The sequence below is a fragment of the Maribellus mangrovi genome (genome assembly GCF_037646455.1).
GTDB classification, from domain to species: domain Bacteria; phylum Bacteroidota; class Bacteroidia; order Bacteroidales; family Prolixibacteraceae; genus Draconibacterium; species Draconibacterium mangrovi_A.
Genome location: NZ_JBBIXN010000004.1, coordinates 386,313 through 410,622 on the forward strand (window position 1 = coordinate 386,313; position 24,310 = coordinate 410,622).

The 24,310-nt window shown below is 43.1% G+C and carries 18 protein-coding genes; 5 read left to right on the forward strand and 13 right to left on the reverse strand.

Features of this window, described 5'->3' with window-relative positions; all coding sequences use genetic code 11:
• Positions 1 to 35: 35 nt before the first annotated feature.
• Together WFY05_RS17110 and WFY05_RS17115 are read right to left on the reverse strand one after the other, a co-directional pair.
• Complete coding sequence (locus tag WFY05_RS17110) at positions 36 to 2,285, reverse strand: GH92 family glycosyl hydrolase (protein ID WP_340114130.1); 2,250 nt, start codon at positions 2,283 to 2,285, stop codon at positions 36 to 38.
• 29 nt (positions 2,286 to 2,314) lie between these two features.
• The gene (locus tag WFY05_RS17115) at positions 2,315 to 4,555 is read right to left on the reverse strand and encodes a GH92 family glycosyl hydrolase (protein WP_340114131.1); all 2,241 of its coding nucleotides are present in this window, start codon (positions 4,553 to 4,555) and stop codon (positions 2,315 to 2,317) included.
• Positions 4,556 to 4,852: 297 nt separating this feature from the next.
• On the opposite strand from WFY05_RS17115, the gene WFY05_RS17120 reads away from it, so the two are divergent.
• From WFY05_RS17120 to WFY05_RS17140, 5 genes are all read left to right on the forward strand, one after another.
• Positions 4,853 to 5,425, forward strand: a complete 573-nt coding sequence (locus WFY05_RS17120) for a Crp/Fnr family transcriptional regulator (protein ID WP_340114132.1) — start codon at positions 4,853 to 4,855, stop codon at positions 5,423 to 5,425.
• 94 nt (positions 5,426 to 5,519) lie between these two features.
• Positions 5,520 to 6,128: a YceI family protein gene (locus WFY05_RS17125; RefSeq protein ID WP_340114133.1), complete on the forward strand. Its 609-nt coding sequence runs from the start codon at positions 5,520 to 5,522 to the stop codon at positions 6,126 to 6,128.
• Between the two features lie 37 nt (positions 6,129 to 6,165).
• Positions 6,166 to 6,333, forward strand: coding sequence for a hypothetical protein (locus WFY05_RS17130; protein ID WP_340114134.1), 168 nt, complete (start codon positions 6,166 to 6,168; stop codon positions 6,331 to 6,333).
• Positions 6,334 to 6,394: 61 nt separating this feature from the next.
• Positions 6,395 to 7,114, forward strand: coding sequence for a pirin family protein (locus tag WFY05_RS17135; protein WP_340114135.1), 720 nt, complete (start codon positions 6,395 to 6,397; stop codon positions 7,112 to 7,114).
• Positions 7,115 to 7,116: 2 nt separating this feature from the next.
• Positions 7,117 to 7,698 carry a nitroreductase family protein gene (locus tag WFY05_RS17140; RefSeq protein ID WP_340114136.1) on the forward strand — a complete coding sequence of 194 codons (582 nt, stop codon included), beginning with the start codon at positions 7,117 to 7,119 and terminating at the stop codon, positions 7,696 to 7,698.
• A 73-nt stretch (positions 7,699 to 7,771) separates the two neighbouring features.
• Here the strand turns inward: WFY05_RS17140 and WFY05_RS17145 are convergent, their stop codons facing one another.
• The 11 genes from WFY05_RS17145 to WFY05_RS17195 all read right to left on the reverse strand — a co-directional run bounded on the left by WFY05_RS17145 (position 7,772) and on the right by WFY05_RS17195 (position 24,309).
• Entirely contained in the window at positions 7,772 to 9,091 is a 1,320-nt protein-coding gene (locus tag WFY05_RS17145) for a citrate (Si)-synthase (protein WP_340114137.1), read from the reverse strand.
• A gap of 32 nt (positions 9,092 to 9,123) precedes the next feature.
• Positions 9,124 to 10,389 carry an NADP-dependent isocitrate dehydrogenase gene (icd, locus tag WFY05_RS17150; RefSeq protein ID WP_340114138.1) on the reverse strand — a complete coding sequence of 422 codons (1,266 nt, stop codon included), beginning with the start codon at positions 10,387 to 10,389 and terminating at the stop codon, positions 9,124 to 9,126.
• 144 nt (positions 10,390 to 10,533) lie between these two features.
• The gene (locus WFY05_RS17155; RefSeq protein WP_340114139.1) at positions 10,534 to 11,760 is read right to left on the reverse strand and encodes an NADP-dependent isocitrate dehydrogenase; all 1,227 of its coding nucleotides are present in this window, start codon (positions 11,758 to 11,760) and stop codon (positions 10,534 to 10,536) included.
• 309 nt (positions 11,761 to 12,069) lie between these two features.
• Complete coding sequence (locus tag WFY05_RS17160; protein ID WP_340114140.1) at positions 12,070 to 14,331, reverse strand: aconitate hydratase; 2,262 nt, start codon at positions 14,329 to 14,331, stop codon at positions 12,070 to 12,072.
• Between the two features lie 372 nt (positions 14,332 to 14,703).
• Entirely contained in the window at positions 14,704 to 17,844 is a 3,141-nt protein-coding gene (locus tag WFY05_RS17165) for a WD40/YVTN/BNR-like repeat-containing protein (RefSeq protein WP_340114141.1), read from the reverse strand.
• A gap of 56 nt (positions 17,845 to 17,900) precedes the next feature.
• The gene (locus WFY05_RS17170) at positions 17,901 to 18,656 is read right to left on the reverse strand and encodes an NYN domain-containing protein (RefSeq protein WP_340114142.1); all 756 of its coding nucleotides are present in this window, start codon (positions 18,654 to 18,656) and stop codon (positions 17,901 to 17,903) included.
• 123 nt (positions 18,657 to 18,779) lie between these two features.
• Positions 18,780 to 19,535, reverse strand: coding sequence for a tetratricopeptide repeat protein (locus WFY05_RS17175; RefSeq protein WP_340114143.1), 756 nt, complete (start codon positions 19,533 to 19,535; stop codon positions 18,780 to 18,782).
• A gap of 4 nt (positions 19,536 to 19,539) precedes the next feature.
• Positions 19,540 to 21,372, reverse strand: a complete 1,833-nt coding sequence (locus WFY05_RS17180; RefSeq protein ID WP_340114144.1) for a BatD family protein — start codon at positions 21,370 to 21,372, stop codon at positions 19,540 to 19,542.
• A gap of 70 nt (positions 21,373 to 21,442) precedes the next feature.
• Positions 21,443 to 22,246 (reverse strand): tetratricopeptide repeat protein, encoded by an 804-nt coding sequence (locus WFY05_RS17185; protein ID WP_340114145.1) that lies wholly within the window; start codon positions 22,244 to 22,246, stop codon positions 21,443 to 21,445.
• Positions 22,246 to 23,289, reverse strand: a complete 1,044-nt coding sequence (locus tag WFY05_RS17190; protein WP_340114146.1) for a vWA domain-containing protein — start codon at positions 23,287 to 23,289, stop codon at positions 22,246 to 22,248. The genes WFY05_RS17185 and WFY05_RS17190 overlap by 1 nt, the downstream gene beginning before the upstream one ends.
• Before the next feature lie 12 nt (positions 23,290 to 23,301).
• Positions 23,302 to 24,309 carry a vWA domain-containing protein gene (locus WFY05_RS17195; protein ID WP_340114147.1) on the reverse strand — a complete coding sequence of 336 codons (1,008 nt, stop codon included), beginning with the start codon at positions 24,307 to 24,309 and terminating at the stop codon, positions 23,302 to 23,304.
• Position 24,310 lies beyond the last annotated feature (1 nt).

The following is a 24,310-nucleotide window of genomic DNA, read 5'->3' on the forward strand; positions in this document are numbered from 1 at the left end:
GGCAATTGATATCGACGGGAATGTTGGATAATTATTTAATAAACTACCGATTTTGGACGATCCTCCGCATTTTTCCCAAAGTCTTTATTCGGTGTATCTCCCATTTTAAAAACCAGTTTTCCACCCGCACGAATTTGCTTGTGCGTAATGAATGATTTTGTGTAGGGCTCGCCGTTCAATGTTACTGATTGAATGTATAGATTTTCATCGCTGTTATCTTCGGCAACAATGGTAAATACTTTTCCCTGAGGTAGCCCGATTTCAGCCACATCGAACAATGGACTGCCAAATACATAGGCGCCGTTAGCCGGATTAACCGGGTAAATGCCTATAGATGACAGTACATACCAGGCCGACATCTGGCCACAATCTTCATTCCCGCACAATCCATCGGGCTGGTCGGTGTACATGGTGGTACAAATTTCGCGTACTTTTTCAGCGGTTTTCCACTGGGTGCCTGCATAAGCGTACATGTAGGTGGTGTGGTGACTGGGTTCGTTGCCGTGTGCATATTGTCCGATAAGTCCGGAAATGTCGCTCGAAGCCGTTTCAACCTGCTCCGATGAAATGGAAAACAAGCTGTCGAGTTTGGTGTTAAAAGCATCTTCTCCTCCGTGCAATTCAATCAAGCCTTCAGGATCTTGAGGAACCAGCCAGGTGTATTGCCAGCTGTTCCCTTCGCAAAAATCATCTTCGCGGTGTGCCGAATAAATAGGGCTAAATGGCGTTCTCCAACTTCCGTCGGAAAGTTTACCCCTCATAAATTTGATGTTGGTATCGAAATACTGTTTGTAATAGTTGGCACGATTCGAGAACAACTCATAATCTTCGGTTTTTCCCAGATCTTTTGCCATTGCGGCAATGCACCAGTCATCGATGGCATATTCCAGTCCCATGGCTACTGATTCTACGGTTTTATCGGCCGGGATATAACCGAGTTCTTTTACGTAGTCTAGACCTCGTTCGTCGAGTAAAGCCGATGTTTTCATAGCGTCGAATGCACGTTCGGCATCAAAACCTCTGAAGCCTTTTAACCAGGCATCCGCAATTACAGGAACTGAGTGATAGCCAACCATGGTATTGGTTTCATTTCCCTGAAGGTGCCAAACAGGCAACTTCCCTTGTTGATCGTAGGCTGCCAGTAAGGAATTCACAAAATCATTTACCCGGTTCGGTTGAACTAGTGTGAATAATGGATGCGCAGCGCGATAAGTATCCCATAACGAGAAAACGGTGTAATTATCAAACCCGGGATCGGCATAAATTTCTTTGTCTGTTCCGCGATAATCGCCATTTACATCGTTGAATAAGTTCGGAGCGATCATGGTGTGATACAGCGAGGTATAAAAAGTTGTTTTATCGGCTGCGTTAGTCGTTTCAATTCGGATTTTACCCAGTTCGGTATTCCATTTTGTTTTGGCCATTTCCCATACTCCGTCGAAATTCCAAACGCCAATTTCTTCATCAATTTCTGCCAGCATGTTATTGTGAGCTCCTTCGGTACTAACCGGCGAAAGGGCTGTTTTTGCCATCAATTCGCCATTGCCTTCAAACTCGATCAAAGCAGTAATTTCGCCTATTTCATCATTACTTCTTATAATTTCGAAGTTGATGATATCTTTCGAGAATTCGGTGTAGAAAAATACACGCTGATCGGCCGCCCAGCCTTTTGAAAAACGATATCCTTCAATGCTGTTGTTGTTCACCTGTTTTAATTGACCTTTTGTAATGCGGTCCCAGCCTGTGCCATATTTCAGATCGACGAGTACTTTGGAATTTCCGTTTCCATTGTATTCGTATTTATGAAAACCAACCCGATCAGTGGCTGTAAGTTCGGCTTTTATGTTGTAGCGTTTTATTTTGATGGAATAAAATCCCGGTTCCACTTCTTCGTCATCGTGAGTGTATTTAGCTTGCCAGTCGTAAGGATTTTCTTCAGTGATATTTGGAGTATAATCTCCCGAGACCGGCATAAAAAGAATATCACCCAGGTCTCCTATACCGGTACCACTAAGGTGTGTGTGTGCAAAACCAATTAGTAGTGAATCGGAATAGTGGTATCCTGAGCACCAGTCCCAGCCTTGCGTTGGATTATTTAGCCCCAGTTGAACAGCACCAAAAGGTGTGCTGGCACCAACAAATACGTGCCCGTGGTAATCGCTGCCAATCATCGGATCGACAAAGGTTGTATAATCAGTAATTACACTGGTTGTGGTGGTTTCCCGATTGCATGCGCTGAATGCAACAGCAGAGGCCAGTAAAATTAGAATTGAAAGTCGTTTCATGGTTCGTATGATTTTTTGTTATTTCAAAATTAATGGATTATTTCAAGCGTTCCACCTTTTACCAGATCGGCGTGATTGACAAAATAACGCTTTAGTTTTTTCCCGTTGAGTTTTATGTTGCTGATTAGATCCGAATCACCTGATTTTTTGATGATGATTTCGTTGCCCGGATAAAAATTCTGATCGAGTTGAATTCTTACTTCATCAAAAACAGGGGAGGAGACGGCGTAATTCATATCGCCCGGAAGAACAGGATAAATCCCCATCATGGCATAGGCGATCCATGTCGACATGGTTCCTGTATCATCATTCCCGGGCAAACCGTCCGGTGCATTTTTGAAATATTCTGCCATTAACAGATTTACTTCCTTTTGCGAACGCCATTCTTCTCCTTTCACATAATTGAACAACCATGGATAATGAATATCCGGTTCGTTGGCCATATCGAAATGGCCGTCATCGAAAATGGCCTGCAATTTCTTAACAAATTGTTTTTTACCACCATTTAAATGGACTGTTCCTTCCATATCATGGTGGGTGGCAAAAGTGTACTGATATGCATTTCCTTCGTGAAATCCGGGGCTGGGCTCGAAGTTTTCTCCTTGTTTTGGATCAAAATCGGGCATAAATTCACCACTTTCCAGCTTCGGACGGATGATACCAAATTCAGTATCGTAATAATTTTTCCAGCCTTGTGATTGTTTCAGAAAGCGCTTGTAATCGGCATCTTTACCAAGATATTTGGAGAGTTGGGCCAGGTTCCAGTCGGCAATGTAATATTCCAATGCGTGCGAAACCGAATTATCGTATGGTGCTTTGAGAGGCACGTAGCCGTGTGAAAGATAAAAATCGATGTCAGGGCGAATTTTGTTTTTTGCCCCAGCAGTAGTTGCAGATTTAAACATGGCTTCGTAAGCTTTTTCCACATCGAAATCTCTGATGCCGCGGAACCATGTATCGACAATAACAGGTATAGCAGGATCACCTTCCATCACGTGCGTTTCAGTGCTGTTTAGCTCCCAGCGGGGAAGCCAGCCGCTTTCGTCGTACATCTCTATCATCGAGGTCACCATGTTCAACTGTTGCTCGGGAAAAGCCAGACTGAGAAACGGATGCACATTCCGGTAAGTATCCCAGAGTGAGAAAACCGTGTAGCGTTCACCATCTTCGCGTGTTTTTATTTCGAACGACTCCATGGCCGGGTACTGACCGTTTACATCGCTCAAAATATTGGGATGGATTTGCATGTGGTACAAAGCTGTATAAAAAACAGTTTTCTGATCCTCTGTTCCGCCTTTAACCGTAATGGTTGAAAGTGCTTCATTCCATTTGACTTCGGCTTGCTTTTTTATAGCTTCAAAATCAAAATTGTTCGATTCGGCATTCAAATTCTGCCGGGCATTATCGATGCTTACATACGAAACCCCAAGTTCAACAATAATCTGTTCGTTGGCTTTTGTATCGAAGGTAAACCAACTGCCGATGCTGTCACCGGCCATTTCTGCCCTGTAATTTTTGTAGTATTTGAATTCGCCACTGGTTGATGACCAGGCAGCTTCGCTGCCCAATTTTGGCATTTTTTTCCAAACACCGTATTCCAGGGCTGCTTTGCTGAAACGGGCCACAAAATAAACAGGGCGTTCGGTACCATCGTTGTAACAAAACGTGCCTGTCATCCGCCAGCCTTCAATTTCCCGGTCATTTATAATTTTTATCGATGCACCGCTCTCATTGGTCAGACCGTTTCCGAGATCGATCAGAATATTTGATTTCCCGGCCGGAAAGGTAAATCGACTTACTCCGGTTCGTGTACTGGCAGTAACTTCAGTTTGTATTTTATATTTAGTCAGGAAGGTGGAATAATAGCCGGGATGTGCAATTTGATTGCTCATTTCAGAACCATATTCCCTGATATCGGCATTAATTTCACCGGTTGTTGGCATCAAAAGGATCACACCCAATTCGGGGCATCCAACACCGCTGAGGTTGACATGCGAATAACCGGTAAAATATTTATTCTCCCAGGCATAAGGTGTCGACCACCAACCATTGTCTTTGTCGCGTTTGTTCAGTTCCGAATTACCCGAAACGTTAAACGGAACTACCGAAACCATTCCGCGAGGAACCACCGCCCCCGGATTTGTGGTGCCGTAATTGGTGGTACCAATAAACGGATTTACCCATTGTAGAGGCGACTGACTGTAAGCCGAAAAAACTTCCAGGATAAAGCAACTTGCTAGAAGTATGATGGTTACTCCTCTTAATTTCATAGTGCCGAAGTTTCTAAAAAATTTTATAAAGTACAAATATAGTTATATATACCTCATAAAAATCATAATTATATCCTGTTAATTTAAACGACTGAATATTATACTCCTTTCAACCGGAAAGTAAAATGATTCAAAACCTAATCGCAATCCTAAATCTTTTTAAGATGGAGGTGCAAGGAATCATTTAAACTTTAAGTTAGTACGATCTACTAACCGCTCAAAAAATAGATTCTGTTTGCGACGAATTTCTTTCCAGAACTTTGGCAATTTCTTATTTTTAGGCAACGATTTTGGAATATGGAAAATTACGAGGTTTTACTTTCTTACTTCAAACATATAAAAGGTGCCCCGCTTGAAGAAGCCGAAATTAAGGAGATCACCTCTTATTTTGGCAAGCGAATCTATAAAAAGAAAACGCTTTTGATGAGTGCCGGCGAGGCCAACACCAAACATTACTATGTTGAGAAAGGCTTGCTACGCCTGTATATCATCGATCAGAACGGAAAAGAATTTAATATCCTTTTTGCCCGCGAACGTCAGTGGATCGGTGATCTTGGAACTCCTGCAGAAACCCCGTATTTTGTTGAAACTGTCGAGAACAGTGTTGTATACTCCATTGCCGAAGATGATTTTCATGTGCTGTATAAACGGTACATTAGTTTAGCCAACTACATTCGCAAGTCGTATGTTTTTCTGCAAAAACGATTTGTTTCTATTCTGTCGAAAACTGCCGAGGAAAATTATGAAGAATTGGTAAGCGAGCATCCCGAACTCATTCAGCGATTGCCGCAGTATCAAATTTCATCTTACCTCGGTGTTACTCCCGTCTTTTTAAGTAAAATTTTAGCCAAACGCGCAAAAAAAGACTAAATAGTCTGAATTTATTAAACTAGTTTATTTTTTTCGATTTGTCCCTGCCGTATGTTTGCATTAAAATTAATTGTAAAACTAAAAATTGAAAACAATGAAAAAGTTATTTGCATTAGCAGGAGCAGCAGTTTTAAGTGCCTCGGTGGCATTCGCATCAGTTAACTCGAACGAGAAATCAGAATTGAAAGTGGATACCAAAGCGAGCAAAGTTTACTGGACAGGAAAGAAAGTAACAGGTGAACACACCGGTTATGTGATGATAGAGGCCGGTTCGGTTATAGTTAAAGACGGAAAAATTCACGATGCAGAGGTGAAAATGGACATGAGTACCATTGAAAGTACCGATATGCAAGGGGAGTGGAAAGATAAACTGGATGGTCACCTGAAATCCGATGATTTCTTTTCGGTAGAAAAACATCCGGTTGCCACATTTAAAGTTAAGTCGGTAAGTACTGCCGGTGTTGTAAAAGGAGATTTAACCATTAAAGGAATTACTCATGAAGTGGAGTTCCCGGTTGAAACCAAAATGGTTGACGGTACTCTTACCGCCAATGGAACGGCAACACTGGATCGTACAAAATGGGACATTCGTTTCCGTTCGGGTAAATTCTTTTCTGATCTGGGTGACAATTTGATCTATGACAATTTCGAGATTAAATTCGATCTGGTAGCCAAATCAGCAGAAGAACTGACTTCATTATAAAAACACAGGAAAGCATTAAACAATGATCAGATCCGGTATGAAACGTTTACCGGTAGGAGGGAAACAAAGCCGCAAGGCTTTCTTCATCGGTGCAATCGCGTTTGCAATAATCATGCTGCGCTGCACCGATGGAGTTTTTGCTAATTCAGCCTCTGAAACACATAAACAGAAAGAACAAAAGACAGAGGAAACAGTCATGAAATGAGTCCTGACTTTGGTCGGGACGAATTACATATGATGCGATAGAAGTAAACAATTATAATCATATGAAAACAATTTTTCACAAAGCAGAGACAAGAGGAAGCGCTGATCATGGTTGGTTGAAAACGTATCATACATTTAGTTTTGCCAATTACTACGATCCCGAGCGAGTTCATTTTGGAACCTTGAGGGTGTTGAACGACGATTATGTCGCAGCCGGCAAAGGTTTTGGTATGCATCCGCACGACAACATGGAAATTATCACGATTCCCCTTGAAGGTGACCTGCAGCATAAAGATAATATGGGAAATCAGGAAATCATCAGGGAAGGAGATGTGCAGGTCATGAGTGCCGGAACTGGAGTATATCACAGCGAATTCAATCCGAATTCGGATAAGGCTGTTCAACTTCTTCAGATCTGGGTTTTCCCCAATAAGAAAAATGTGAAGCCCCGTTACGATCAGATCTCGCTGGAAGACATTAAACGCGACAATGAATTTTACCAGATCCTTTCACCAGATTCGAAAGATCAGGGTGTTTGGATTCATCAGGATGCATGGTTTAGCCTTGGGAAATGTGAAGCGGGAAAGGAAGCTACTTACCAATTGAAACGAGCTGAAAATGGTGTATATGCTTTTGTGATTGAAGGAGAAGTGACTGTAAATGACAAGCCACTGAAAAAGAGAGATGGATTAGGCATTTGGGATGTTGAAGAACTAAATGTCGTTTGTAACACCAATGCGAGGCTTCTGTTAATGGAGGTCCCCATGGAAATAAAAAACTGAAAATGGAAACACTGGAAATTAAAACACCTTTAACCGATACTACTATTCACCCACTGATCAAAAAACGCTGGAGTCCAAGGGCTTTCGCAAGACAAGCCATTTCGGAAGAAACTTTGAACGGTATTTTCACGGCTGCCTCGTGGGCACCAAGTGCCATGAACGAACAACCTTGGAAATACATTTATGCTGAACAAGGAACGCCTGAATTTGACCGGCTTTGGAACTGTTTGATGCCGGGAAACCAGCCCTGGACAAAAAATGCACCCGTACTTTTTGTAGCGCTTTATAATAAATTCTACGAACGAAACGGTAGGCTTAACCGCAATGCTCAACACGATCTGGGAATGGCTAATGCGCAGTTGCTTCTTCAGGCTGCATCACAGGAGGTTTACGGGCATATTCTTGGCGGATTTGACGCCGACAAATTAATTGAAACATTGGAGTTGTCGGATGAGCAGGTGCCTTTTTGTATGGGTGTACTTGGTTATATCGGAGACCCGGAAAAGCTGGAAGAACCTTATCGTTCGAGGGAACAAGCAATAAGAACACGGAAAGATTTGGAGGAGTTTGTACAAAAGCTCTGAGAAAATATACGCCATGAAAATGAGAAAGGCTGGTCATTCGACCAGCCTTTTCTTTTATCGTTGTTAACAGCTTTTAGCATTCTCCCGGCGTGCCTTCGGCTTGTTGTTTAAACCAACTCAATGGATGTGATGTTGGTCGTTCGATAGGCATACCGTAAATACGGTCGTTTACCAGCGATGCCAGAACTCCTAATGCACGCGAAACGCCGAACATCACGGTGTAGAATGTATATTCCTTTATGCCATAATGATACAACAGTGAACCACTATAGGCATCAACATTTGGCCATGGATTCTTGATTTTACCAACCGATCCTAAAATTGGTGGAACCACGCGATACAACTGGTTTGCAATATTCACCATTTTATCGTCCTTAACGTATTTATCAGCAAATTTCTGCTGAGCGGTAAAACGCGGGTCGGTTTTTCTGAGAACGGCATGTCCGTACCCCGGAATTACCCGGCCACTTTCCAAAGTCTTTTTACAGTATTCGGCAACCTGTTCGTCGGTTGGCGTATCTGTATCCAGCTGCTCAATCATTTCAAAGATCCAGAATATGACATCCTGGTTAGCGAAACCATGTAAGGGACCGGCCAGACCTGTCATTGCTGCAGCATAAGCATAATATGGATTACTTAGAGCTGAACCAACAAGGTGAGCAGTGTGTGCCGAAACGTTACCTCCTTCATGGTCGGCATGAATCAACATGTACATTCTGAACAGACGACGAATATCTTCGGAATCAAAGCCCATCATGTGAGCCAGGTTTCCTGCCCAGTCGAGACGTGGATTCGGATCGATGTGCTGATCGCCATGGAACATCCTTCGATAAATATAGGCTGCAATTCTTGGCAGACGTGCGATCAGGTTCATCACATCCTCATAGGTGGCATCCCAGTAGAATTTTTTTCCTACTCCTGCCCGGTAAGCTTTTTGGAAAATCGATTCGGTGGCCATGGACAAGATTGCCGCACTGAACTGAGTCATCGGTTTTGCCGTTTTGGGCATCGCATCAATCACATCAAAAGTATGCTGCGGAACGTGCGCTCTGGTTGCCAGGTCTTTCGATAGGTTCAACATGTCTTCCTGATTTGGGATTTCACCAATCAGCATCAGGTATAACAAACCTTCAGGAAGTGGTTCTCCGTCGGGATGAAGTTTAGGAAGTTTTTCCTGCAATTCAGGAATCGAGTATCCTTTGAAACGAATACCTTCTTCGGGATCCAGTTTCGACGTGTCGGTTACCAGTAGGGGGATGCCTTTCATGCCCGTCAATACCTGGCCAAGTGTTACTTCTCCAAGAACCACGTCAGCGTGTTCCTTTTTAAGGCGTTGGAACTCTGTAGCGCACTTGTTGGCTTTCTGATAAAATCTGTACTTAATATATTCCATCTGTTTTTATTTATTAGTTTATTCGTTAAAGATTAGTGCATGTATTTTATGATTTCGTCGGCAAATTCTGAAGTTGATAATAAGGTTGCACCTTCCATTTGGGCGTGCAAATCAGAAGTTACCCTCCGTTTTGCGAAAACGTGCTCCATGGCATCGTAAACATGTTCTGCCGCTTTATCCCATCCAAGGTATTCCAGCATCATCACTCCCGATAGAATTAAAGAACCGGGATTAGCTTTTCCGGTGCCGGCAATATTCGGGGCCGTACCATGGGTAGCTTCAAAAATGGCATAACCACTGCTGTAATTGATATTGGCTCCCGGAGAAATTCCTATACCGCCAACCATTGCGGCCAACTGGTCTGATACATAATCGCCATTCAGATTCATGGTTGCAATTACCGAATGATCCCAAGGATGAAGCAGTGATTCCTGTAAAAAAGCATCGGTAATGCAATCTTTTACGATCACCTTTCCCGATTTTTTTGCTGCTTCCAGTGCTTTATCAGCATCAAGCTGTCCTTTGGCCTGTTTCAGGTTTTCATACTGCCGCCAGGTAAAAGTATCATCAGCAAAATCTTTTTCCACTAGGTCGTAACTCCAGTTTTTGAAAGCTCCTTCGGTGTATTTCATGATGTTGCCTTTATGAACAATTGTAACTGATGGCAACTTTCGTTGAATCGCATACTCGATAGCTGCTTTTGTCAATCGTTCAGAACCGTCTTTCGAAATTGGTTTAATTCCAAACGATGAGGATTCCGGGAAACGGATTTTATCCACACCCATTTCGTTGATGAGGAAATCGCGAAACTTCTTGTTTTTCTCATCTCCGGTCTGGTATTCAATACCGGCGTAAATATCCTCGGTGTTTTCGCGAAAAATGTGCATATCAACCATCGAAGGATAACGAATGGGAGAGGGAACCCCTTTGAACCAACGCACCGGACGAAGGCAAACATAAAGATCGAGTGTTTGGCGAAGTGCCACATTTAACGATCTAATCCCTTCACCAACAGGAGTCTGTAACGGTCCTTTTATTCCAACATGGTATTCTTTAAAAGCTTCAAGGGTTGCTGCCGGAAGGTATTCTCCTGTTTTCTTGTAAGCTTTTTCTCCCGCCAGTACCTCCTTCCAATCGATCTTTCTCGCACCGCCATAGGCTTTTTCAACAGCGGCGTCGATCACCCGTTGCGAAGGCATGGTAATGTCCTTACCGATTCCATCCCCCTCAATAAAAGGGATGATGGGATTGTCGGGAACGATCAATTTACCATTTACTATTTTTATCTTATCTGACATATTTCTTCTTACTCGCAAATTCCGCGGATAACCGCAGATTCTATAAATTACTTACTTTTTGCTTTTAAGATACTATTTTTTCTACTACTACCTCCTGCTAAGCTGATTAAGCTGGCAGCATTTCCAGGTGAACTCTCAGAATTTCTAATTCAGTTTAGCCTGAAGATTTTCATCCAGTGCCTCCAGAAATTGTTCTGTAGTTAAATAATGTTCTTCTTTCAGGTCTTTACCATGGATGATCAGTGCCAGGTCCTTGGTCATTTTTCCTGATTCCACAGTTTCAATGCAAACCGTCTCGAGCGCATGAGCAAAATCAATTAATTCCTGGTTCTCATCAAGTTTTCCACGGAAAGCCAGTCCTCTGGTCCATGCAAAAATTGAAGCAATAGGATTCGTTGATGTTGGTTTTCCCTGCTGGTGCTGACGATAGTGACGTGTTACTGTTCCATGCGCAGCTTCAGCTTCCATGGTGTGTCCATCAGGTGTAACCAAAGTTGAAGTCATCAAACCAAGCGAACCAAATCCTTGGGCAACTGTGTCGCTCTGTACATCGCCATCGTAGTTTTTACAGGCCCAGACAAAGCCACCTTCCCATTTCAGAGCAGCAGCAACCATATCATCGATCAAACGATGTTCGTAGGTAATACCTGCCTCTTCAAAATGTTCTTTGAATTGAGTTTCATACACTTCCTGGAAAATATCTTTGAACCTTCCGTCATAAGCTTTCAGGATGGTATTCTTTGTCGACATGTAAAGTGGCCATTTCTTTTCGAGTGCCATATTCATACATGAACGGGCAAAACCACGAATAGACTCGTCGGTGTTGTACATTGACATGGCTACGCCGTCGCCTTCAAAATCGTATACTTCATGCGAAATGGGTTCGCTACCGTCTTCCGGAGTAAATGTAATGGTTAATTTTCCTTTTCCTTTGGTCACAAAATCAGTGGCTTTATACTGATCGCCAAACGCGTGACGGCCAATACAAATAGGTTGTTTCCATCCCGGGACCAAACGAGGCACATTATTAATCATAATGGGCTCACGGAAAACAGTACCGCCCAATATGTTACGAATTGTACCATTGGGTGATCTCCACATTTTCTTTAAGCCAAATTCCTCAACCCTGGCTTCGTCGGGTGTAATGGTGGCGCATTTTACACCAACACCATATTTATGGATTGCATTTGCTGCATCAACGGTAATCTGGTCGTCGGTAGCATCACGACTTTCCATTCCCAAATCGTAATATTTCAATTCAATGTCGAGGTAGGGAAGGATCAGTTTTTGTTTAATAAAATCCCAGATTACCCGGGTCATCTCATCACCGTCGAGTTCTACAACGGGATTTTGTACCTTAATTTTTTGCATGGTCTACTTAATTAATTTACTGGTTATTTAATTTTTGATTGCGTTTCAATCCTACTTTATACTTGCGGCGCATGGTTGCGTGAGATTTTCAATCTACCGACGTGGATGCGCCTTTTTCTTTTTAGTTGTTCCCCGGGCTGAAGCCCGGGGTTATTTATGTTTAATCTTTTCAGAATTTTTTCCAATTATTCGATAATCATTAAGATAGGAAAATTCAAGGCGTGAACAGATTTGAATACCGGAACTTACTGTAGTAAGTGAGGATTTCAAATTTGTGAAACAACGCTGAAGTTTTCATTTTAATGGTTATCATGCGTTTTGCTTTTTGATCAGGTTTAATGCAGAACCCGCTTTAAACCACTCAATTTGTTGCTGATTGTAAGTGTGATTTACTTTAACGGTATCTTTTGAACCATCGCCGTGCACCACTTCAACCGTTAGTTGTTTGTTCGGAGCAAAATCAACCAGATCGATAAAGTTAAAGGTATCGTCTTCCTGAATGAGATCGTAATCATTTTCGTTATCGAAAGTCAATCCGAGCATACCTTGCTTTTTGAGGTTGGTTTCGTGGATACGGGCAAACGATTTAACAATCACAGCTCTTACTCCAAGATGGCGAGGTTCCATCGCGGCATGTTCACGCGATGATCCTTCGCCATAATTATGGTCGCCAACAACTACGGTCGGGATTCCTTTTTCTTTATACTGACGCTGCACTTTTGGTACTTCGTCGTATTCGCCTGTAAGTTGATTTTTAACCGAGTTGGTTTCGTCAATAAAAGCGTTAGCGGCACCAATCAGCATGTTATTCGAAATGTTGTCGAGGTGCCCACGATAACGTAACCAGGGACCGGCCATTGAAATGTGGTCGGTAGTACATTTTCCGGATGCTTTTATCAGCAATTTGGCACCGCTGATGTTCTCTCCATCCCAGGGGGCAAAAGGAGTCAGCAACTGAAGTCGGTTCGAATCATCGGCCACATTGACGACAACACTTGAACCATCGGCTGCCGGAGCCTGAAATCCCGGATCTTTTACGTCGAAGCCTTTGGTTGGTAACTCATAACCACTTGGTTCATCCAGTTTCACTTCAGCACCTTCTTTATTGGTTAAAGTGTCGGTCAATGGATTAAAATCGAGTGTACCTGCAATAGCCAGTGCTGTTACCAACTCGGGTGATGTCACAAAAGCGTGGGTATTTGGATTTCCGTCGGCACGTTTCGAAAAGTTCCGGTTAAACGAGTGTACAATGGTATTTTTCTCTTGTTTGTCGGCTCCTTCTCGCGCCCACTGACCAATACATGGTCCGCAGGCATTGGCAAATACACGACCGCCAATTTTCTCAAAAGTATCGATGAATCCATCACGCTCGATGGTATAACGTACCTGCTCTGAACCCGGCGTAATGGTAAAATCAGCTTTTGTGATCAAGCCTTTTTCTTGGGCCTGCTTGGCAATTGATGCCGCACGCGAAATATCTTCGTATGAAGAATTGGTGCAACTTCCGATCAGACCTACTGAAACTTCCATTGGCCATCCGTTTTCTTTGGCTACTTTTTTCATCTCCGAAACCGGAGTTGCTTTGTCAGGCGTAAACGGCCCGTTAATATGTGGCTCAAGTTTCGACAAGTCGATTTCAATCAACTGATCGTAATATTTTTCAGGATTAGTATAAACTTCAGCATCTGAATCCAGATCTTCTTTAATTTCGCTTGCCAATTCTGCAACATCAGCACGTCCTGTGGCTTTCAAGTAACGTTCCATACTTTCGTCGTATGCAAAAATACTGGTGGTTGCACCTACTTCAGCACCCATATTACAAATGGTTCCTTTTCCCGTTGCTGAAAGCGATTTGGCACCTTCACCAAAATATTCGATAATGGCACCTGTTCCACCTTTTACCGTTAGAATGCCGGCTACCTTTAATATAATATCTTTCGGGGCTGTCCAGCCATTCAGCTTTCCGGTAAGTTTAACACCGATCATTTTAGGCATTTTCAGCTCCCAGGCCATTCCTGCCATTACATCCACGGCATCGGCACCTCCAACTCCAATGGCTACCATTCCGAGTCCACCGGCATTTACCGTGTGCGAGTCGGTACCAATCATCATTCCTCCCGGAAATGCATAATTTTCGAGTACCACCTGGTGAATAATTCCTGCACCGGGTTTCCAGAACCCAATTCCGTATTTATTTGAAACTGATTCCAAAAAGTCGAATACCTCTTTGTTGGCACCTTTCGAAACGGTAAGGTCGGTTTTGCCATCGACATGCGCCTGTATAAGGTGATCGCAGTGAACGGTTGAAGGAACAGCTGTTCGGGCTTTCCCTGAATTTATAAATTGTAAAAGAGCCATTTGTGCAGTAGCGTCCTGCATGGCCACGCGGTCGGGTGCAAAATCCACATAATCGGCACCACGTTTAAACGATTCTAACTCTTGTGATTCAAAAAGATGAGCATACAAAATCTTTTCGGCATACGTCATTGGCCGGTTCAATAATTGTTTGGCCTTTTTTACTTTTCCCGGAAGTTCCGAGTAAACTTTTTTGATGAGATCTAAATCAAACATATGGTATTATAATTTTTTTGAATGTCGCTAAAGCAATAATAGTCGCAATTTGTAACAACAAATTCATTGAAAAGTTGAAGCAATCGCGATAGATTTTAACACTTTTGGTTCAAATTAATCGATTTATTGGTTTCATAAAAAAAGCGTTTTCAGCACATTATGTTTGTAACATTAATCACATAATTTCATTATGGTTGCATAACATACAAAATACTGCTAAAAACAGCTGCATAAGATAGTAAAATCTGGCGATTTAGCGTAGTTCTACGTGATCCAAAATTGAACCTGCAACAGGGTGTCACAAAATCGAAAATAAAAAATCAAAAAGCAATAATTCTTTTCAAATTGCAGCCAATCGTTTAAAGTGAAAACTTAATCCTCAATTTGAATGGCCGGAATTTTGGCTTCCCAGATCAATTTATTCAGCTGGGGAATATCTTCCTCCTTTATTTTTTTGAAGGCATTTAGTTGTTTGTCGATAGCTGCAATCAAATCATCTTTAACTTCCACTGCCTGATCAGTGGGGCGTGCGTCGCTCCAGGCAACAACAGAAGCGACACCGGCCAGTTTATCGTTGAGGCGAATCGGAAAGTTCAGCGGATCCTGCCGGCTTTTATTTTTGGTCTGATAAAGTGATTTTTCGATGGTATCCATTTTTTCAGTGAGCAACTTGATTTGATCCACTATTTCCTGATTCTCTTTAGCGTCGATTTTTTCTTTGGTTGAATTCAGCTGTTCTTTTGCCGTTCTGATATCCAGAATGCATTGATGCGTTTCGGTAAGCTTATCGCGAACTTCCGTCAAAAAATCAAATTGAAGCTGGTAATCTTCGGGTGTGCTGCTATAGGTAGGTACAGCTAATATTTCGAACGGCTTTTCAATGGAAACGGAATCAACACTAAGTTTGGCATAATACGTCCCGGGAGCAGCAACAGGACCTCCCAAACCGCCGCTCCACATAATCAAACCCGGAAATCCTTTGGCTCCCGGGTAACTCAGGTTCCATGCAAAACGGTTAATTCCTTTGGATACATCCAGTTTGCTCAAAGCCGGGTTGTCTTTTATTTCCTTATCGCTTGCATCATTTCTGAATGTTTTGATCAGTGCCTTGTTTTCATCCAAAATCTCGAGTGCAACTTTTGTGGAATCTGTTTTTTCTTTTAGCCAAAAATCGATAACAGCACCTGCCGGCGGATTTTTTCCAAGGTTGTTTCCACCCCGTCCTGCTAAAATTCGATACGAGTCACTTTGATCGAGAAGTGCAAAATCCTTATCCAAGGTTTCTTTACTGAGTTGATGAAGTGTAGTTATGTCATCGAGGATCCATAAACTTCGACCTTGAGTGGCTACGATTAAATCGTTATTTTTAATGGTGAGATCAGTAATCGGGACAACCGGTAAATTCAATTGAAAAGCTTGCCACAGTTCACCGTCGTTAAACGAAATGTACATGCCGCTCTCAGTTCCGGCAAATAACAAACCGGCTTTATTTTTATCGGCACGAATCACCCTTGTAAAATGGTCTTTCGCAATTCCGTTTGTGATTGTTGTCCAGGTACGACCATAGTCCGTAGTTTTATATAGATAAGGAGTGAAATCATTATTTTTATACGAAGTAGCCGCTACGTATAATCCACCCTTCTCAAAAGGATGAGCTTCGATACTGTTGATCATGGTCCATTCGTGCATGATCGAAGATGGTGGTGTAACATTTTCCCAATTCTCGCCACCGTCGCGGGTAACATGAATCAATCCGTCGTCGCTGCCGGCCCAGATAATTCCGGGTTCGAGTGCCGATTCGCAAGCGGCAAAAATGGTTCCGTAGTATTCAACGCTGGTATTGTCTTTGGTGATCGGGCCACCTGATGCTCCCATTTTTGTTGTGTCGCTTCGGGTCAGATCGGGACTGATCTGTGTCCAGCTTTGGCCTTCGTTTGTTGTTTTGAACAATACATTGGCAGCGCAATACAAGGTATTTTCGTCGTGGCCGGAGAAGAAGATCGGGTAGTTCCACTGAAACCTGTATTTTAAATCTTTTGCTGCCCAACCCATCGGATTATCGGGCCAAACATTTATCATCCGGGCTTCTCCGGTTTTATGATTTTGCCGAACGAGGTAACCACCGTATGACCCTCCGTAAACAATATCAGGATTTTTGGGATCGGGTGCTATAAAACCACTTTCGCCTCCTGCAGTGGGTTCCCAGTCGTCTTCAGAAATACCCGATGACAAACTTCGGTGTGGAATGCGAACAGTTGAGTTATCCTGCTGAGCTGCATAAATACGGTAAGGGAAATGATTGTCCGTGGTTACGCGGTAAAACTGTGCCGTTGGCTGGTTCATCATGGTCGACCAGTTATGGCCTCCGTCGAGCGTTACCTGGCCACCTCCGTCGTCAGCAACAATCATATGTGTATTGTCGGAAGGTGAGATCCATAAATCGTGATGGTCGCTGTGCGGAGTTCTTATCGATTCAAACGATTTCCCGCCATCTTTCGATTTCCAGAATTGTACATTCAGTACATAGACTATATCTTCATTTTGTGTATCGGCATAAATTCGGGTGTAATACCATGCACGCTGGCGCAGGTTTCGGTCGTCGTTGACTTTTATCCAGCTTTTACCGGCATCGTCAGAACGAAAAACACCACCATTTTCAGCTTCAACAATGGCCCATAAGCGGTTTCGTTTTATAGGTGAAGATGTCACCCCGATAATTCCCAGTGTGCCTTTTGGCAGCCCTTTATTCCCGCTTATTTTTTCCCAGTTGTCGCCACCGTCTCTACTTTTCCAGAGGTCAGATCCTTCACCACCGCTTTCCAAACTGTATGGAGTTCTCCGTACTTTCCAGGTGGAAGCATAAAGAACCAGCGGATTGAATGGATCAATGATCAGATCAACGGCACCGGCATCTTTACTCACAAACAAAATCCTTTCCCAGTTGTCGCCACCATCCTTCGAACGGTAAACGCCGCGCTCTTCGTTAGGGCCAAAAACATGCCCCAGAACTGCAGCATAAACGAGGTCGGGATTATTTGGATGTATCCTGATCCGCGGTATGTACTGTCCTTCTTTTAAGGCCTTGTATTCCCAGGTTTCACCGGCGTCCATCGATTTCCAGATGCCGTAACCGTGCGATACATTTCCCCGAAGGGTGACTTCTCCGCCACCAACGTAAATGATATTATCATCGGACGGAGCTACCGCAATGGCTCCGATTGTTCCACCAAAATAACCATCAGTAATGTTTTTCCAGGATTGGCCGGCATTCTCGGTTTTCCATACGCCGCCTCCGGTCGCTCCCATATAATGCACGTCAGTATTTCCATCGATACCACAAACTGCTGCCGAACGTCCTCCCCGAAACGGACCGATATTCCGATATTTTAAATTACTGTAAGCTGATGTGTCGGGCACTGTCGAAGCGGTTTTATCTGCTTTCTTACTGAATCCGATTACTGAAAACCCCAGCATTAAGACTATTAATCCAAGAATTGATTTTACGTGCAACATTTTCATAAAATTGATACGATTAATAAGGTATTTAACTAAGCCTGCGAATGAAACGTTTAATTTTTGCCTTTTTTATTTCGAACATAAATCAACTTGAACTTTCCTTTGTAGCTGTCGCGTTGGTCAATTTCGAATTTGCCGATGGAATTGATCAAAGGAGTCAGTTTTCCAAAACCGTAGTTTCGTGAATCGAAGTTAGGTTGCTTTTTTTGTAGCAAACTTCCAACATCACCTAAAAAAGCCCAGCCATCGTCATCGGCCAGGTCGTCGATAGTGGAAGAGATTAAGCGGATCACTTTTGGGGTAATCTTGTCGTAATCGTTTTTTGGGGTTGTTTTTGCTCTGGTTACGCTACTTTCTTCAGCCTCTTTATCGTTCTTTTTCAGAATTTCGATGTAGATGAATTTATCGCAGGCCACAATAAACGGATCCGGCGTTTTCTTTTCGCCCAGTCCAATTACTGTCATCCCTGCTTCGCGGAGGCGGGTAGCGAGTCGTGTAAAATCGCTGTCGCTCGATACCAAACAGAAGCCATTTACCTGACCACTGTATAAAATGTCCATTGCATCGATGATCATGGCCGAGTCGGTGGCATTTTTCCCGGCAGTGTAGCCGTACTGCTGAATGGGCGTTATGGCATTTTCGAGCAGGAGATTTTTCCATTTCGCCAAAAAAGGTTTGGTCCAGTCGCCATAAATTCGTTTGATGGTAGGATTGCCGTACTTGGCAATTTCTTCCATCATTTCTTTTACATATGCCGAAGGAATATTGTCGCCGTCAATCAGAACGGCCAGCTTAATGTCAGTTTCCATATATGATATATTTCAGATGTAATAAAGGTAACCTCTAAAATGGATCTGAACAAAAATGCTGGCATTATCTTTCCGAAAGATTTAGAAATGAGAACAGAAGCTGTGTTATTTAGGAACGAGGGACTAAATTTTTACGATACAGGAATCGGGCAGCCAACCTTCATTACCATCGGCGAGTTTTATTTCCTTCCAGGTATTTAAACTGTCGGTGATCTCTACTTTAAGACCTTCATAAATCAAAAACAGGTCGGTGCCACTTTGACGTGGTGCACTTTTAACCGTCACACGCGGACAAAAGACAATGGCTCCTTTTCGATCGACCATTTTCTTTTTTTGCTTGGCCGCAAATGAGTAGGTAAAGCCTGAGAACAGGATGACCAAAATACCGATCCAGAATGAAAAACGACGAATTCCCGGAATGCGGCTAAACAAAAATAATCCGAGCAGTATCAGAAATAAAACAAATGATAAAACACTGATATACGCCCAGGTATCGGCAGAATTTTTGTTGATGACTGAAGTCCGCCAGCGCAAAAAGAAAGGCTGGGGGAGCGGTTCGATTTTAGTAACCACATACTGGTTGGCAATTTGCAGGTTAAAGGCAATGTCTTTGTCCTGCGGAGCCAAAAGTTTGGCACGTTCGTAATTCAAAATGGCATTATTAACATCTCCTGCTTTGTAATAGGCATTGCCGAGGTTAAAATACAGTTTTGCCGATTCTTCCTCCGAACTCAGTATTTGTTCGTAAGCTGAAATGGCCTGCTGGTATTCTTCGGTGGTGTAATAGGCATTGGCTTTTTCCCAAAGCTGTTCATTTTCTTCCTGTGCTGAAAGAATGCCGGGAATAACAAGTAATATGAAAAATATATATCGTTTCATCCTTTTACCTTTTTATTTGTTTTTCCATTCGGCCCATGGTCAATTCTGCTTTTTTGTAAAGCTCGTGTCGGGCTTCAGATCCACCTGTTGGCGCATATCTTGCGAACTCGCATTGTTCAACTACATCAACTAGGTCGGCGATCAGTTCTTCGGAAACATTCTTTTCTTTTAAACGGGCTATTGCGGTTTCCCGTTTTAAGTCAGCAACCGGAATGCCAAGTTTGTCGCTAATGTAACCTTCGAATGCTTTTAAAATAGCTTCGTGGAAAGCCTCGTTTTTGTTTTGTTTCATAAAGCCGGCTGCACTTTTTAAGCGTTTGGTAGCCACACGGTTTGCTTTTTTGTTACGCGTGAGTGCAATGTTGGCATTTTCGCGGGCCTTTTTCCGGTAAACAATGTACAGCACGAGGAACAGCACTGCACCTGCAATGTAAAGCAGATAAAATAAGGTGCTTCCAAAAAACGAACTTCCGTGACTTTTTAATGCCGGATTTCCCTGCTTAATATAGCGAATATCCTGACCGATCAACTGAACATCCTGCTTGCGCAGCGAGCTCACGACGGTAGCCGATTGCTCTTCCGTGCCTTTTTCAACATGAAGGGTGTATGCTTGTGTTGACTTTGTAACATATTTTCCGGTAGACGGATTAAAGTAAGTAAATGGAATGGCCGGTACGGTGTAGTCGCCTTCAAAACGTGGCTGGAACAGGTATTCTATGGTTTTTGTTCCGGAAACTCCGTTGTTACCGGCTTTTACGTTGTCGGTCGTTTTCGGGTCGTAAACTTCAAAATCGCTCGGTAATTTCAATTCCGGCGTTCTGATCAGGCGGATATTTCCGTTCCCCGTTATTTTTACAGTCAGTGTTATTGCATCGTTTGTAGTGGCGTTTTCGCTGCTTATTTCAGATGCGATGTTAAAATTACCAACTCCACCTAGGAAATTTGCGGGTTCAGTCGGCAGGTCTTTTACGTTTACTGTAACGGCATCGCTGGTAACACGTGCTTTTACTGTTCGGTAATTGTCGAAGAAGTCATCGAAAAAACTACGTGCCTGCATCCGCTGGCGAACCAGAAGCGCCATACTAAACGGATCGATCTTTATGGTCCCGTTTTGTTGCGGGAAAAGGATGGTCTTTTTCAATACGCCAACCTGATAAATTTTATCGTTGTATACCTCGCGGCTAAAATTAATTTGCTGCGGAATATCAATATCCTGTGTATAAAATCCTTCGTATGTTGGCAGGTTCACATCGGCAAAATCTGCAATCGGAATGTCGGGATGAACATACAGTTTAACTGTAGCAACGATCTGTTCGCCGCGGTAGGGATTGCGTTTGCTTAAATCAACTTTGACAAACAGGTTGTCTTTGCCAAGATCGACATTGGATGCTGAACCTTGCTGAGCTTGTCCTCCTCCTTGTTGCTGATTTCCCTGTTGGGATTGCGTTTGTGCTTTTACCACTCGTATCGTTACTGAATTCGATTCAACAATTTTGCCGTCCACCTCAATCGATGCCGGCCGGAGTTCAAATGTGCCCTCTTTTTTGGAGCGAAGAATATAGGTGTATGAATAGGTGACTTCGGTGGTTGTTTGCCCGTTTACACTTCGAATACTTGTTGACTGACCTGTACTGGGGCCCATCAATACCTGGAAATTGTCATTCAATCCTGGAGGGAGGTGAAGTTTAGTTCCCCTCTGGTTCAAGGTAAAACTCAACCGGAATTGCCTTCCGTTTTCTACTGCATTGGGCGCCGACATAGTGAAACGAGTTTCCTGTGCCGAGGCTCCAATCACCAGAAAAAATAAAATGAAATATGTTGCTAATCTTTTAATCATTGTTTTTAAAAGCCTACAAAATTATCTTTTTAGCCGCAAGCTGCAAATATCCGTATAGAGTATGCTGTGGTTACCATTCTTTTTCAGTGCGCGTTCGTTTTGCCTTGGCAGCTTTCGCTTTTTTTACTTTATCCTGAATATCTCGTTCATCGTTTTGAAGCGCTTGTAACAACTGCTCGGCATCCTGTTTTGAAATTTTATTTTGCTGTGGATGTTGTTTTTGCTGCTGATCTTGCTTTTGCTGATCTTTATTTTGATTCTGCTGGTCTTTGTTCTGTTGATCTTTATTTTGTTGATCCTTGTTCTGGTCCTTATTCTGATCTTTGTTTTGCTGGTCTTTATTCTGTTGCTGATCTTTATTCTGATCCTTATTTTGATCTTTGTTTTGCTGTTGCTGCTGTTGTTGCTGCTCCTGTTGTTTTTTCAGCATTTGCGCGTATGCCAGGTTGTATTTGGTTTCCAGATCGGAAGGATTTTCGCGCAATGCTTTTTTATACGATTCTATGCTTTCGTCGAGTTTTTGCTGCATTAACTGCGTATTGCCAAGATTGTGGTTAGCTCTCGCACGTTCGATTGGTGCTTCCATATTTTCCGCTAACTCTAAGAATTTACCCTCCGCTTCTTCAAACCGCTGCTGTTTGTACAAAGCATCGGCCAGGTTATAATTCCATTTTTTATCGTTGGGACGTTTATTCAGTGCCTTGCGGTATTCGGTTTCGGCATTGGCATATTTTACCGAATCGATTTTTGTAGTATCGCGCACGGCATCCATGAACAACTTATTCCCGTTACGAACAAATTTGCGTTCATTCTGAGCGAAAACTGCTACAGAAATCATCATAAATAGGATCAGTGTTATCGTTCTTCTCATCATCAACTCCTTTTTGTTCCGAACAAATTAATGTTTTTCAGGTATTTGTTTTTACGTTCAAGAATTACGAATTCGAGCAACAATAAAAACAATCCTATAGCAAAGAAATACTGGAACTGGTCGTTGTACTCCGAAAAGGTACGGGTTTCCATTTCCTGTTTTTCCATGTTGTTTATCTCATCGAAAAGGGCATTTAATCCCACCTGTGCATTATTGGCACGTACATAAATTCCTTGTCCGGCGGCAGCGATCTGCTCCAGCATCTGTTCGTTTAACTTGGTTACAACAACCTTGCCGTCGCGGTCTTTCAGATAATCGGTCTGGCCGTTTCTAAGTACCGGAATCGGCGATCCCGAGGGGAGTCCCATTCCAATAGTATGTACGATAATTCCATCATCAACAGCTGACTGGGCCGACGAAACTGCATCATCTTCATGATTCTCGCCGTCAGTAATGACAATGATCGCCTTGTTGGCTTCTCCATCAGGTGTAAACGAGCGGTGAGCCAAATCGATTGCTGCCCCGATTGCGGTTCCCTGCTTGGGTACAATTTGCGTATTCACCGAATTCAGGAACAACTTTGCCGAATTGTAATCGGTAGTGATGGGCAACTGGGTGTATGCATCCCCGGCAAAAACGATCAGTCCGATCTTATCGTCACGTAAACGGTCAACCAATCTTGAAATGGCGCGTTTGGCTCGTTCAAGGCGGTTGGGTTGAATATCTTCGGCCATCATACTGTTCGACACGTCGAGTGCAATGATCAGCTCAACGCCTTCGCGTTTTTCGGTTTTGAGTTTCGATCCGAATTGAGGGCGGGCAATACCCACTACAAAAAAGGCGAGTGCCAGCATCAGGATCACAAACTTTAAAACGGGGCGACTTTGCGAACGAAAGGGCATCAGTTCGTTCAGGATTTCACGATTCCCGAATTTCTTGAGCGCCTTGCGTCGTGAGATTCGCGACCACGCAAAAATCACTGTCAGCACAGGAATGATTAACAGTCCCCACAAGTATTCGATATTTCCAAATCTAAACATTTCCATAGTCCTACTCCTTTATGGGATACTTCTGAAAACGGTTACCCGAAGCAGAAGACTCAACATCAAAAACAGTGCCCCGAGCAGCGCGAACGGCAAGAATTCTTCCGACTTACGACTAAATTCGCGAACTTCTATTTTTGATTTCTCAAGTGCATCAATTTCTTTATAAATCTCTTCCAATTTGGTATTACTTGTTGCCCTGAAATAACGGCCGTCGGTAATCGACGAAATCTCCTGAAGGGTTTCTTCATCGATTTTAACTTCCATATCGCGCAACTGTGTTTGCACACCAAAAGGTGTTTGCACCTGCACAGGGTAGGGAGCGGTTCCAATGCTTCCCACACCAACAGTGTATACTCTTATACCAAACGTTTTTGCGATTTCGGCAGCAGTTACCGGTGCCACTTCACCGCGGTTGTTCTCTCCATCGGTTAACAATATGACTACCCGGCTAATGGCTTCGCTATCTTTAAGTCGGGCAACTGCTGTGGCCAAACCGTTTCCGATGGCTGTACCGTCTTCGATCATTCCACTCTGAATATCTTTAAACAGGTTTAGCAAAACAGCACGATCAGTCGTTAACGGGCACTGCGTAAATGCTTCGCCGGCAAATACCACCAGTCCCATTCTGTCGTATTCGCGACCGGATATAAATTCCATGGCTACGTTTTTTGCTGCTTCCAAACGATCAGGCTGAAAATCCTGTGCCAGCATACTACTCGAAATATCGAGTGCAATTACAATATCAATTCCTTCCGTAGTTACATTCTCCCAGTTTTTCGATGATTGCGGTCGTGCCAGCACCACAACAAAAAAGCTGATGGCGGCCAGTAGAAATACAAAAACCGAATGACGCAGGTAATACCGAATTCCTTTTGGGGCTTTAAATACCGAAGCTGTTGTTGAAATGCGAATGCTTGCGGTATTTCTTTTCTGCCTGAAAATGTACCAGATTGTCATGGGCAGCAAGACCCACAAAATATGGAACAATTCCGGGTTTTTAAATGTCAATCCTTCAAACATC

Coding starts and splice junctions, on each gene's coding strand:
- WFY05_RS17145 (WP_340114137.1), bottom strand. CDS start 9,091: ATGGAATATATTAAGTACAGATTTTATCAGAAAGCCAACAAGTGCGCT.
- WFY05_RS17175 (WP_340114143.1), bottom strand. CDS start 19,535: ATGAAACGATATATATTTTTCATATTACTTGTTATTCCCGGCATTCTT.
- WFY05_RS17135 (WP_340114135.1), top strand. CDS start 6,395: ATGAAAACAATTTTTCACAAAGCAGAGACAAGAGGAAGCGCTGATCAT.
- WFY05_RS17190 (WP_340114146.1), bottom strand. CDS start 23,289: ATGGAAATGTTTAGATTTGGAAATATCGAATACTTGTGGGGACTGTTA.
- WFY05_RS17185 (WP_340114145.1), bottom strand. CDS start 22,246: ATGATGAGAAGAACGATAACACTGATCCTATTTATGATGATTTCTGTA.
- icd (WP_340114138.1), bottom strand. CDS start 10,389: ATGTCAGATAAGATAAAAATAGTAAATGGTAAATTGATCGTTCCCGAC.
- WFY05_RS17155 (WP_340114139.1), bottom strand. CDS start 11,760: ATGCAAAAAATTAAGGTACAAAATCCCGTTGTAGAACTCGACGGTGAT.
- WFY05_RS17125 (WP_340114133.1), top strand. CDS start 5,520: ATGAAAAAGTTATTTGCATTAGCAGGAGCAGCAGTTTTAAGTGCCTCG.
- WFY05_RS17170 (WP_340114142.1), bottom strand. CDS start 18,656: ATGGAAACTGACATTAAGCTGGCCGTTCTGATTGACGGCGACAATATT.
- WFY05_RS17160 (WP_340114140.1), bottom strand. CDS start 14,331: ATGTTTGATTTAGATCTCATCAAAAAAGTTTACTCGGAACTTCCGGGA.
- WFY05_RS17180 (WP_340114144.1), bottom strand. CDS start 21,372: ATGATTAAAAGATTAGCAACATATTTCATTTTATTTTTTCTGGTGATT.
- WFY05_RS17115 (WP_340114131.1), bottom strand. CDS start 4,555: ATGAAATTAAGAGGAGTAACCATCATACTTCTAGCAAGTTGCTTTATC.
- WFY05_RS17130 (WP_340114134.1), top strand. CDS start 6,166: ATGAAACGTTTACCGGTAGGAGGGAAACAAAGCCGCAAGGCTTTCTTC.
- WFY05_RS17195 (WP_340114147.1), bottom strand. CDS start 24,309: ATGTTTGAAGGATTGACATTTAAAAACCCGGAATTGTTCCATATTTTG.
- WFY05_RS17140 (WP_340114136.1), top strand. CDS start 7,117: ATGGAAACACTGGAAATTAAAACACCTTTAACCGATACTACTATTCAC.
- WFY05_RS17120 (WP_340114132.1), top strand. CDS start 4,853: ATGGAAAATTACGAGGTTTTACTTTCTTACTTCAAACATATAAAAGGT.
- WFY05_RS17165 (WP_340114141.1), bottom strand. CDS start 17,844: ATGTTGCACGTAAAATCAATTCTTGGATTAATAGTCTTAATGCTGGGG.
- WFY05_RS17110 (WP_340114130.1), bottom strand. CDS start 2,285: ATGAAACGACTTTCAATTCTAATTTTACTGGCCTCTGCTGTTGCATTC.